Origin of the sequence: Pseudomonas sp. PMCC200344 (assembly GCF_030053095.1) — a bacterium.
Taxonomy (GTDB): Bacteria; Pseudomonadota; Gammaproteobacteria; order Pseudomonadales; family Pseudomonadaceae; genus Aquipseudomonas; species Aquipseudomonas svalbardensis.
Genome location: NZ_CP125618.1, coordinates 5,010,574 through 5,022,560 on the forward strand (window position 1 = coordinate 5,010,574; position 11,987 = coordinate 5,022,560).

The following is an 11,987-nucleotide window of genomic DNA, read 5'->3' on the forward strand; positions in this document are numbered from 1 at the left end:
GCAAAATACAGATTCCGAGTGGTGGACGGTCGGAGCCATCAGTAGGATAGGCCACCGTTTGGGGCCGCATCAAAGGCCCAATTTGCATAGCAACACGCTTGTTTGCATCGCAGATGCACTCTTGTAGGCGAACCAAGGAAACCATATGGACCGCGTGCGAAATTTACTGGAACAGATCCAGAATCGCCTTGAAGACCTGAACAAGGCAGAACGCAAAGTCGCCGAAGTGATCCTGCTCAACCCACAGCAGGCCACCCGGTTCAGCATTGCCGCCCTCGCCCAGGCCTCAAAGGTCAGCGAGCCGACGGTCAACCGTTTCTGCCGTTCGTTCGGCGTCAGCGGCTACCCGGAACTCAAGCTTCAATTGGCGCAGAGCCTGGCCAGCGGCGCGGCGTATGTCAGCCGTGCGGTCGAGGCCGACGACAATCCGGAAGCCTATACCAAAAAGATTTTCGGCAGCGCCATCGCCTCTTTGGACAGTGCGTTGCAGGCGCTCGACCCGAACCTGATCAGCCGCGCCGTCGACCTGTTGATCCAGGCCCGGCAGATCCACTTCTTCGGCCTCGGCGCCTCGGCCCCGGTGGCGCTGGATGCGCAGCACAAGTTTTTCCGCTTCAACCTGGCGGTCACCGCGCATGCCGACGTGCTGATGCAGCGCATGATTGCGTCGGTGGCGCACACCGGCGAGTTGTTCGTGATTATTTCCTACACTGGCCGTACCCGCGAACTGGTGGAAGTGGCGCGTATTGCCCGGGAAAACGGTGCTTCGGTACTGGGCCTGACGGCCGAGGGTTCGCCACTGGCCAAGGCCAGCACGTTGAGCCTGAACATTCCGCTGCCGGAAGACACCGACATCTATATGCCGATGACGTCGCGGATCATTCAACTGACCGTGCTGGATGTGCTCGCCACCGGCATGACCTTGCGTCGAGGCGTGGATTTCCAACCGCATTTGCGCAAGATCAAGGAAAGTCTGAATGCCAGTCGGTATCCGATTGGGGATGAGTTCAACTAGGCCAACTTCTTCATTGCCTGATCTGGCCTCATCGCGAGCAGGCTCACTCCCACAAGGGAATGCATTCCAAATGTGGGAGCGAGCCTGCTCGCGAAAGGGCCAGCTGCAACACCGCAACTCTTGAGCTAAACCCCCACCCGCGCCTGCAAACTCAAATGCGCCCTCTCCCCCGGCGCCAGGCTCAGGCTATCGGTCCCGCCACTCGCGGCCTCAACACACACAAACTCCGAAATCTCGTTCCAGCTCACCCCCAGCAACGGTCGCGAGCCCGGATGCCAGACCACGGTGTCTGCATGGTCACCGGTATCGATGCACAACTCACGCTGCCAGGCGTGATCCTTGATCTGTAATTCGCCGTCATGCTGGAACACCCGCTGACAGCCACCCTCTACCCGCAATTCGCCTTCCTGATGACAAATCTGACGGTTCAACTGGTCGTAACCCTGCGCCCCGTCGAGCCCAGACAGCGCTACCTCACCGACGTCACCAATACGCCAATAAGCGTGCAACGCCTGACTCAATTGGCACGGCAGGCTGTCCTGATGCTCGGTGCTCAGACGCAAATCCATGCGTTCGCCCAAGTGCGCGCGCAGGTCCACTTGCCAGTCGCACAACTGAAGTTGCCAGTGCAAGCGCACGCCATCGCCATCAGTGCTGCTGTCCAGCAGCTTCCAGTCGATCAGCCGTGCCCAGCCATGGGACGGCCACGCGTTTTCGCTCGGATGACGGCCATACCACGGCCAGCACACCGGAACGCCACCACGAATCGCGCCGACCTGCGGCCACTTCGCCGCGCACCAGAGCCAGGGTTTCTGACCCTTTGGCTGGAAGTGCAGCAACTGCGCACCCTGCCGACTGAACACCGCCTGACACAGCGGATGGTCGATCACCAGCACGTCGCGCTTCTGATAGCGCTCCCACGCAAACACCGGACGTTCGCGCAAGGATTTGAAGAAGCGTTGTAGCGGATGCTCATGCATGTGCCACGGTCCTGAAAATCACCCGGGGTGTGCAGCCCCCAAAAAAAAGCGGACAGCCTGGGCTGTCCGCAAAAATGCGCACATGGAGAGGAGCTTATCGCAACAGCGTTAGAACACCGACTGAATTTTCAGGCCGGCGACCAGCGCGTTGTCGACTTCATCAACACCACCCGGGTGAGTGATGTATTGCAGGTTAGGACGCACGGTCAGCCAGTTGGTAACGTGGAAGCCGTAGTTGATCTCGTAGTTGTACTCTGTGCTACGCAGCGGCGAGAACAGTGGATCCTCGTACTCGGTGACACCATTGGAGGCGTTGACCAACTCGGCGTTTTTCTTCACGTCATCGTTGACATGGATACGGGCAAAACCGATACCCATGTCATCTTTTGGACGTGCATCGAACGGGCCCTTATACACAAACATCAGCGACTGGTAGTTGTCGACGAAGTTGGTGTCCTTGTCGTGGAAAGTAGCGTTGGCTGCGATGTTCAGACCGCGGGACGCGTCACCGTTGTGGCGGGTGAGTTGTTGCTGCGCAACGAACCAGTAACCGTGTTTGCTATCGTGGCTGCGATAGGCGTTACCGCTGGTGGCTGCATCATTGCCGTCGGCATCCTTACGGACGTCATCGGCATTGGCTGTGCTTTTGTAGTAACCGACACGGTATTCGCCCGGCAGGTTGCCAGGGTTCGGCAACCAGACCAGTTCGACCGGCAGGACGGTGCCCTCGGTACCACTGCCGCTGAGCTTGAAGCCGTTACCGTGCTCCAGTTGCGACGGGTTCTGGTTGTACGCGCCGATCTGCGCATAGAACTCAGGCGAGATGTTGTACTTCACGCGGACCGCAGCCTGCATGACCGGCCAGTTGTACCAGATGTTGGTGGCCCAGTTACCCGCTTGGGAACCGCAGAACGCCAGGTTCTGGAACTCGCAAGGGAAGGTGTTGAAGTCCTCGCCTTCGCCGAAGTAACCGGCTTTGACGTCCAGTTTACCGTCGAGGAACTGGTGCTTGATCCACAATTGGGTCAGACGGACCATATGGCCACGGCCGTAGACTTCCTGTGACGAACTCAAGGTGCCGGCACGCGGGTCGCCGACACGGTCATTGGAAATGTTCTCACCGTTACGGTTAGTGAGCTGGATCTTGGCCTGGGTGTTATCCCAGCCCCACAGTTTTTGCAGGTCCAGCGCCACGCCCAGACCAAACTGGTCGGCGTAACGCGCAGTCTTGTCATCATTAAACCCGCCGTGGAGGTTGCCGCCCACTTCACCGACATAGTCCATCTTGATGTCGATACCCTGCTCGATCAGCCTGGTCCGCTCGCCACCCCAATCACCGGTCATCCATTCGGAGTCGGCGCTGAACGCGTCAGCCGCGTGCACACTACCGGCCAGCATCATTGCCGCAATGGCTGACAACTGGCAGATAAGCTGAGCGTTGTTGTTCTTCTTCATCCCTACATCCTCGTTTTATTGTTATTAACTGTTTTTATTTAACGCGGTGACATCGGTTGCGGCGGATAACAGGCCATCCACCGCGTATTCCCCCTGTGGGAGCGGGCTTGCTCGCGAATGCGGTCTGACATTAAAAAGGGATGTCGACTGATACACCGCCTTCGCGAGCAAGCCCGCTCCCACATTTTTGATCTTCAGCGGCCTTTGAATTGGGTGACGTTGGCAGCTCGTGTTTCGGCTTGTGGCTGACCGGCCACCCCCAGGCGCTCACCAGTCTTGGCATCGAACAGCAGCACTTTCGATGGATCGAATTGCAGGGTCAGGGTCTCGCCCACGGCCGGTGCAACGTCCGGCGCTAGACGGCAGCAGACTTTGGTTTCGTTGAGATTGACGAACACCAGGGTGTCGGGACCGGTCGGCTCGGTGACCTGGACTTCGGCGCGAATGATCGGCAAACCATTCGGCTCGCTGCCCGCCAGCACGATCTGCTCCGGGCGCATGCCGAGGATCACTTCGCGGTCTTCAAGACCGGCGTCTTGCATACCCAACGGCAATTCGCAACGTGCCTGACCACTGTCGAGCAGCGCTACCAGACGACCGTCCTTGCGCTGCAACCGCAGCGGGATGAAGTTCATCGGCGGCGAACCGATGAAGCTCGCCACGAACAGGTTGGCCGGGTTGTTGTAGATGTCTTTCGGCGTGCCGAACTGCTGGATGATCCCGTCCTTCATCACCGCCACTTTGTCGCCCAGGGTCATGGCTTCGATCTGGTCGTGGGTCACGTAGACCGTGGTGGTTTTCAGGCGCTGGTGCATCAGTTTCATTTCGGTGCGCATCTCGACGCGCAGCTTGGCGTCGAGGTTGGACAGCGGCTCGTCGAACAGGTAAATCTTCGGCCGCCGTGCCAGGGCACGGCCCATCGCCACGCGCTGTTGCTGACCACCGGAGAGCTGGCCAGGTTTGCGGCCGAGCAAATGTTCGATCTGCAACAGCTTGGCCACGCGAGCGACTTCTTCGTCGATTTCGGCGGCGGGCATTTTGCGAATCTTCAGGCCGAACGCGATGTTGTCGCGCACGCTCATCGTCGGGTACAGCGCGTAGGACTGGAACACCATGGCGATGTCGCGATCTTTCGGGCTCATGCCGCTGATGTCGGCGTCGTCCACCAGGATCGCGCCGCCGCTGATGTTTTCGAGACCGGCGATGCAGTTCATCAGCGTGGATTTACCGCAGCCCGACGGGCCAACCAGAATCAGGAACTCACCGTCATCGATCTTCAGTTCGATGTTTTTCAGAGTGTCCGGCAAACCGGCGCCGTAGGTCTTGTTGACGTTGCGTAATTCGAGAGTTGCCATTGTTCTACCCCTTGACCGCGCCGGACGTCAGCCCACGCAGGAAATACTTGCCAGCGAATATGTAGACCAGCAGTGTCGGCAGCCCGGCGATCATCGCGGCGGCCATATCAACGTTGTATTCCTTGGCCCCGGTGCTGGTGTTGACCAGGTTGTTCAGGGCCACGGTAATCGGCTGGGCATCGCCACTGGCGAAGACCACGCCGAACAGGAAGTCATTCCAGATTTGGGTGAACTGCCAGATCAGGCAGACCATCACGATCGGGATCGACATCGGCAGCAGGATCTTCCAGAAAATCGTGAAGAAGCCCGCGCCATCAAGCCGTGCAGCCTTGACCAGCGCATCTGGAATGCTCACGTAGTAGTTGCGGAAGAACAGCGTGGTGAACGCCAGGCCGTAGACCACGTGCACCAGCACCAGACCGGTGGTGGTGTTCGCCAGGCCGATCTTGCCGAGGGTAAACGAGGCTGGAAGCAGCACGGTCTGGAACGGCAGGAAGCAGCCGAAAAGCAGCAGGCCGAAGAACAGTTGCGAACCGCGGAAGCGCCACATCGACAGCACGTAGCCATTCATTGCACCGATGAAGGTGGAGATCAGCACCGCCGGCACGGTGATTTTCACCGAGTTCCAGAAGTAGCTGCCCACGCTGTCCCAGGCCTTGATCCAGCCGATGCCGTCAATCACTTGAGGCCAGCTCAGCAGGTTGCCGGTGCGGATGTCTTCCGGGGATTTGAAACTGGTCAGCAGCATCACCACCAGCGGGATCAGGTAGATTGCGGCGGCCAGCAACAGCGTGGCGTAGATTGCGATGCGGCTGAAACTGATCGCCGGTTTTCCGAGTTGATTACTCATGGCGTTTGCCTCGCAATTCGGAGTACAGATACGGCACCAGAATCGCCAGGATCGCGCCGAGCATCATCATGGCGCTGGCTGAACCAATGCCCATCTGGCCACGGCTGAAGGTGAAGGAATACATGAACATCGCGGGCAGGTCGGACGAGTAGCCCGGGCCGCCAGCGGTCATTGCCGCCACCAGGTCGAAGCTCTTGATCGCGATGTGCGCGAGGATCATGAAGGCGCTGAAGAACACCGGGCGCAGGCTCGGCAACACGATCTTCAGGTAGATGGTCGGCAGGCTCGCACCGTCGACTTGCGCCGCACGGATAATCGATTGATCGACACCACGAAGGCCGGCCAGGAACATCGCCATCACAAACCCGGAGGCTTGCCACACGGCGGCGATCACCAGGCAGTAAACCACGCGATCCTGATCCACCAGCCAGTCGAGACGGAAGCCTTCCCAGCCCCAGTCACGCAGCATTTTGTCCAGGCCCAGGCCTGGGTTGAGCAGCCATTTCCACGCGGTACCGGTGACGATCATCGAGAGCGCCATCGGGTACAGGTAAACGGTGCGAATGAAGCCTTCCTTGCGAATGCGCTGATCCAGCAGCACCGCCAGGAACACCCCCAGCACCAGGCTGATGCCGATGAACATGCCACCGAAGACCGCGAGGTTTTTGCTCGCGACCCACCAGCGATCGTTGTCCATCAGGCGGATGTATTGCTGCAGGCCGACCCATTTGTAGCTCGGCATGAAGCTGGAATTGGTGAAGGACAGAACGAATGTCCAGAGGATGTAACCGTAAAAACCAACCAGGACGATCAGCATGCTTGGCGCCAAAACCAGTTTGGGGAGCCAGCGCTGCAGTGCGTCGAACGGTGAGGCTTTGCTGAAAACCGCCACAGAGCTCATCGGGATAATCCAGGTGAAGAGGAATTGATATCGGCAGGGATCCCTTGTGGGAGCGAGCCTGCTCGCGAAGGCGATTTCTCAGCCGACATCATTTCTGAATGTCAGACCGCTTTCGCGAGCAAGCCGGTCTCGCTCCCACAGGGATTACTGAGTGCCGGAGATTACTGGGCGGCTTTGACGGCCGATGCCAGTTGGGCGCTGGCCTTGGCCGGGTCAGCGTTCTTGTCGTTCATGAAGTTGGTCACCACATCGAAAATCGCGCCCTGCACGGCCAGGGAAGTGGCCATGTTGTGCGCCATGCTCGGTTGCAGGCCGCCAGTCTTCTCGTCTGCAAGGAAATCCTTGGCAGCCGCTTGAGCGCAGGAATCGAAGCCCAGACCGCTCATGTCGTTAAGCATGTCGGTACGCACCGGGATCGAACCTTTGTTGATGCTGAAGACTTTCTGGAAGTCTTTACCCAGCGCGACCTTGGCCAGGTCCTGCTGAGCGGCGATGTCGCCTTTGCGATCAGCCTTGAGCTTGAACACCGCCAGGGAATCGATGTTGTAGGTGAAGGCTTTTTCGGTGCCCGGGAACGGCACGCACTGGTAGTCCTTGCCGGCTACTTTCTTGGCAGCGGTCCATTCGCTCTTGGCCCAGTCGCCCATCATCTGCATACCGGCCTTGCCGTTGATGACGTCGGCCGCCGCGATGTTCCAGTCACGACCGGCGCGGTTCGGGTCCATGTAGCCCGTGAGTTTTTTAAGCTCGGTGAACGACTTGGTCATCTCGGCACCCGAGAGGGTTTTCTGATCCAGGTCTACCAGGGCTTTCTTGTAACCGTCAGCGCCCATGACCGAGAGCACCACGTCTTCAAACACGGTGCTGTCCTGCCAAGGCTGGCCACCGTGGGCAAGCGCGATGAAGCCGGCGGCTTTGAGCTTGTCGCCGGCGGCATAAAATTCTTCGAGGGTGGTCGGGGTTTTTTCGATCCCGGCTTTCTTGAAGACTTCCGGGTTGATCCACAGCCAGTTGACGCGGTGAATGTTCACCGGCACGGCGACATAGTCACCTTCGTACTTGACGGTGTCGGAGACTTTCTTCGACAGCAGGCCATCCCAGCCTTCGGACTTGGCAACGTCTTTCAGGGTATCGGTGCTGAGCAGGCCAGTGCTGCCCCACTCCTGGATGTCCGGACCTTTGATTTGTGCAACGCCCGGCGGGTTACCGGCGACGGCGCGGCTTTTGAGTACGGTCATGGCAGTGGAACCGCCGCCACCGGCGACTGCGCCGTCCTTCCAGGTAAAGCCGTCTTTTTCGACTTGGGCCTTCAGAACATCGACCGCGGCCTTTTCACCACCGGAGGTCCACCAGTGAACGACTTCCACCGAACCTTTGGAATCGGCAGCAAGCGTACTCAGCGGAAATGCAGACAGGGGAAGCAGTGAGGCGAGAGAAATGACAGTAGCGAGGCGAGAAATCGCATTCATCTAGTAGTACCTTTCTTGTTGTTATGCATGCAAGTCTGGTGCTTGCGCTGCATAGGATTTTAAACAGGAGTGACCCCTTCGCAGGTAACGAAGGGACGTTCGAATGTCACCACATGGTTACACAGGAGCGCTCTGGGATAACTGTGCCAAGGCAGTCGCCATACTCGGAGCCAGAGGCAATCGCGGGATCAGTACGGCTTGCCAGGCGTGATAAAGGTCGGGTTTACCGGCCCAGATATCGGCGCTCGGGCGGTTCTGCGGATCGAGTTCGTGATGCCAGCTGCCACTTTCGCGGTCGATGAAATGGCTGTCGCAGAATTCCCAAAAAAGTCGGTACCAACTTTCGTATTGCGCATCGCCTGTGCGTTTAAGCAGCGCACTGGCGGCGGCGCTGGCTTCGCAATGGGTCCAGTGCAGACGATGGCGCACCACGGCGCGATTGTCCCAGTCGAGGGTGTAAACAATCCCCGGTGCCCCGTCGACATCCCAGCCGTGACGGCAGTTGTGGTCGAAGAGTTTCTGCGCGTCGCTGGCGAGCCAGCCCGGCGTGAGCATCCCGGCCTTAACCCGCGCCGCTTCGAGGTGCAGCATCAGCCGGGCCCATTCGAAACCGTGACCCGGCGTGGTGCCGTAGGGGCGAAAACCATCAGCCGGGTTGTCGTGGTTGTATTCGCGCAAGGGTTGCCAGTCGCGGTCGAAATGCTCGACCACCAGGTAATCGTTAGCGGCCGCGTGACCGTGGATGACGCGCTCGACGATGCGCTGGGCGCGGCACAGCCAGCGGTTCTCTTCGGTGACATCAGCCAACGCGAGAAAGGCTTCGGTGGCGTGCATGTTGCTGTTGGCGCCGCGATAGGCTTCCTCGACGCTCCAGTCGCGGTTGAAGGATTCGCGCATCGCGCCCTCCTCCTCGCTCCAGAAATGCGCGTCAATGATGTGGATGGCATCGTCGAGCAAGGCCTGTGCGCCGGGACGCCGAGCGACGACCGCAGAACTGGCGGCCAGCGCGACGAAGGCGTGCAGGTAAGCTGCTTTGTCGGTGTTGCCGTCGCGATGCTCGGGGGCAGGGAACCAGCCACCGTGTTCGGCGTCGCGCAATGGGCCGCTGAGGGTTTTGATGCCGTGATCCACCAGCTCGGCGAAACCCGGCAAGCCCTGAATGTGAGCCATGGCGAAACTGTGGGTCATGCGCGCGGTGTTCATGGTTTCGGCGTGGGCGTTGGCCGGCAGGCAGCCCTTTTCATCAAGATTGCCGAAGCCTTCGGCAAGCTTCGAGGCCTTGGCAAACGCCAGCAGGCGCAGGCCTTCGTCGGCGAGCCATTGCTGATGGGCGGGAGCGTTCAGCCAACTGCTGAAAGCGGGTTGGAAGGTGTCCATGGGGTGCCTTTTTTGTTGTTATGACTGGGGGCAGTCTAAACAACGGGCGGAGGCGGGCTTGTAACGAAGGGGGCGAGTTATGTCACCGCTTTGTGACATTCGCCTTGAGGAATGTGTTGAATGGTCTGACGCCTTCGCGAGCAGGCTCGCTCCCACAGGGGAGATGCGTCGTACACAAATCCAATGTGGGAGCGAGCCTGCTCGCGATGGGCGCGACGCGGTCTAACTAATCAACACTACGAGGCAGCTGCAACGTCACCCTCAACCCACCCTCACGCAGGTTTTGCAGGCTGACTTCCCCGCCATGGCTATGCGCAATATTTCGCGCAATCCCCAACCCCAACCCATAACCCTGCTGCTGCCCGGCCAGGCGGAAGTGCGGCTCGAACACCTGCTCCATCCGCTGTTCCGGCACGCCTGGGCCTTCATCGTCCACATGCAGGATGAACGCACTCTGGTCGTCATCAATGTGCAAATGCGCTTTCTGCCCATACTTCAAGGCATTGTCGATCAGGTTGCCGATGCAACGCTTGAGCGCCAGCGGCTTCCCCGGATACGCCGCCAGCGCACGCCCTTGCTGAGTGACGCGACCATTGCCGTTGGGCGCCAGATACGGCTCCACCAGACAATCAAGTACATGGTTGAGGTCCACCGGTTCAATGTTTTCGTGGATGTCGGTGTCTTTCACGCATTGCAGCGCGCCTTTGACCAGCAGCTCCAGCTCATCCAGATCACGGCCGAACTTGGCTTGCAGCGTTTCGTCTTCGAGCAATTCAACGCGTAACCGCAAGCGGGTAATCGGCGTGCGCAAGTCATGGGAAATCGCGCTGAACAACTGGCTGCGCTCGGTCAGATAACGGCTGATGCGTTCGCGCATCGCATTGAAGGCGCGGCCGACCTCAACCACTTCGCTGCCGCCCCCCTCGGCCACGGGTTCGACTTCCGCGCCGAGGGACATGTCCCGTGCAGCCCGCGCCAAGCGCTTGAGCGGCCGGCTCTGCCAGTGCACCAGCAGGCCAATGAACAACAGCAAAAAGCCGCTGGTGAGCACGATGAACCAGACCTGCTGCGCCGGCAGGCCTTGTTCTTCAAGACTGGTGTAGGGCTCGGGCAACAGTGAGGCGATGTACAGCCACTCGCCCGGCGCCATCTGGATTTGGGTGACCAATACCGGCGGGTTCACCGGCTCCAGCGTCAGCGCGTAATGCGCCCAGGAGCGCGGCAATTCATCGAGTTTCAGGCCGCCGTTGAAGATCCGCAGGTCTTCGGGGCTGACAAATGTCACCGAGATATCCGTGTCCTGGCCCAGGGATTGGCGCAGCACTTCGTCCACCGCTTTGAGTACCGCTTCCTTGCGCGGGGTGATCGGCAGCACTTCCATGCCCAAGGGTTTGTCGTTGAGCGTCACCACAAAACGGGTGCCGCCCATGCTGCGCAACTGGTCGAGTACCAATGGCCGAAACGCTACCGGCAGAGAGCGAAAGTAACTGACACTGGCGGTCATCGAATGAGCGAGGCTACGGGCGCTGGTGACCAGGCCTTCAAGTTGGGTGGCGCGCAGTTGCGAGACCCAGATCACGCTCGACAGCGTCTGGGCGAACAGCACCGCCAGCAGCGTCAGCAGCAACATCCGCCCGAGCAGCGAACGCGGCACGGGAATCCGTGCGGCGAGCTTGCGGAAAAACTCAGTGGCCATTGCTGGCAACCACATTGGCGGCCAGTTGGTAGCCGCTGCCGCGCACGGTACGGATCAGCCGCGGTGGTTTTTCGGTGTCGCGCAGGCGATGACGCAAACGGCTGACGGCCATGTCGACGATGCGATCCAGCGGCATCAAATCGCGGCCACGGGTGGCGTTGCCGATGGTGTCGCGGTCGAGGATTTCCTGAGGGTGATCGAGGAACAGTTTCAGCAGCGCGAAATCGGCGCCGGAGAGAATCACTTCTTCGCCATCGATGTGGAACAGGCGATGGCTGACCATGTCCAGCCGCCAGTCATCGAAGGCCAACACTTCGCCGCCGGAACGCTCCTGACCGAACTGCGCGCGGCGTAACAAGGCTTTGATGCGCGCCTGCAATTCACGCGGGCTGAAGGGTTTGCCGAGGTAATCGTCGGCGCCCAATTCCAGACCGATGACGCGGTCGGCCTCGTCGGAACTGGCGGTGAGCATGATGATCGGCACCTGCGCCTGACGCGGGTGCTGACGGATCCAGCGGCAGAGGCTGAAGCCGTCTTCGTCCGGCAGCATCACATCGAGGATCACCAGATCGCTCGGCGCCTCGTTCATCGCCTGACGAAAGCCTGCACCGTCCGGCGTGGTACGAACCTGGAAACCGGCGCGGGTCAGGTAGGTGTCCAGCAACTCGCGTATCTCTTGATCGTCATCGACCAACAAAATCGACTTGTTGACTGAGCTCACGGGGCGGCGTCCTTGTTGTTTGAATTGGGCGGATTATGCCTGATGCACCATTTTTACAAACACCACAAAACTACTGTAGGAGTGAGCCTGCTCGCGATAGCGTTTTTACATTCAACACATTGGTTGACTGACACACCGCTATCGCGAGCAGGCTCACTCCTACAGGTT

10 protein-coding genes are annotated in these 11,987 nt (G+C 59.6%); 1 reads left to right on the top strand and 9 read right to left on the bottom strand.

Annotated features, from left to right (window positions below; translation table 11 throughout):
* Positions 1–154 precede the first annotated feature (154 nt).
* Entirely contained in the window at positions 155–1,015 is an 861-nt protein-coding gene (locus QFW87_RS22985; RefSeq protein WP_177318169.1) for a MurR/RpiR family transcriptional regulator, read from the top strand.
* A 125-nt stretch (positions 1,016–1,140) separates the two neighbouring features.
* Here QFW87_RS22985 and QFW87_RS22990 read toward each other — a convergent pair whose 3' ends face one another.
* The 9 genes from QFW87_RS22990 to QFW87_RS23030 all read right to left on the bottom strand — a co-directional run bounded on the left by QFW87_RS22990 (position 1,141) and on the right by QFW87_RS23030 (position 11,819).
* Positions 1,141–1,995: a D-hexose-6-phosphate mutarotase gene (locus QFW87_RS22990; protein WP_283188955.1), complete on the bottom strand. Its 855-nt coding sequence runs from the start codon at positions 1,993–1,995 to the stop codon at positions 1,141–1,143.
* Positions 1,996–2,103: 108 nt separating this feature from the next.
* Positions 2,104–3,450: a carbohydrate porin gene (locus QFW87_RS22995; RefSeq protein WP_283188956.1), complete on the bottom strand. Its 1,347-nt coding sequence runs from the start codon at positions 3,448–3,450 to the stop codon at positions 2,104–2,106.
* 194 nt (positions 3,451–3,644) lie between these two features.
* Entirely contained in the window at positions 3,645–4,805 is a 1,161-nt protein-coding gene (gene ugpC / locus QFW87_RS23000; RefSeq protein ID WP_283188957.1) for a sn-glycerol-3-phosphate ABC transporter ATP-binding protein UgpC, read from the bottom strand.
* Positions 4,806–4,809: 4 nt separating this feature from the next.
* Positions 4,810–5,655, bottom strand: a complete 846-nt coding sequence (locus tag QFW87_RS23005) for a carbohydrate ABC transporter permease (RefSeq protein WP_007902370.1) — start codon at positions 5,653–5,655, stop codon at positions 4,810–4,812.
* Positions 5,648–6,556 carry a sugar ABC transporter permease gene (locus QFW87_RS23010; RefSeq protein ID WP_253550840.1) on the bottom strand — a complete coding sequence of 303 codons (909 nt, stop codon included), beginning with the start codon at positions 6,554–6,556 and terminating at the stop codon, positions 5,648–5,650. Before QFW87_RS23010 ends, QFW87_RS23005 begins: the two co-directional genes overlap by 8 nt.
* A gap of 161 nt (positions 6,557–6,717) precedes the next feature.
* Positions 6,718–8,025: an ABC transporter substrate-binding protein gene (locus tag QFW87_RS23015; protein WP_283181417.1), complete on the bottom strand. Its 1,308-nt coding sequence runs from the start codon at positions 8,023–8,025 to the stop codon at positions 6,718–6,720.
* Positions 8,026–8,142: 117 nt separating this feature from the next.
* On the bottom strand, positions 8,143–9,402 hold the full coding sequence (locus QFW87_RS23020) for an AGE family epimerase/isomerase (protein WP_283181418.1): 1,260 nt from the start codon (positions 9,400–9,402) through the stop codon (positions 8,143–8,145).
* Positions 9,403–9,628: 226 nt separating this feature from the next.
* Entirely contained in the window at positions 9,629–11,098 is a 1,470-nt protein-coding gene (locus QFW87_RS23025) for an ATP-binding protein (protein ID WP_074879393.1), read from the bottom strand.
* Positions 11,088–11,819 carry a response regulator transcription factor gene (locus QFW87_RS23030; RefSeq protein WP_283181419.1) on the bottom strand — a complete coding sequence of 244 codons (732 nt, stop codon included), beginning with the start codon at positions 11,817–11,819 and terminating at the stop codon, positions 11,088–11,090. Before QFW87_RS23030 ends, QFW87_RS23025 begins: the two co-directional genes overlap by 11 nt.
* Positions 11,820–11,987: the final 168 nt, after the last annotated feature.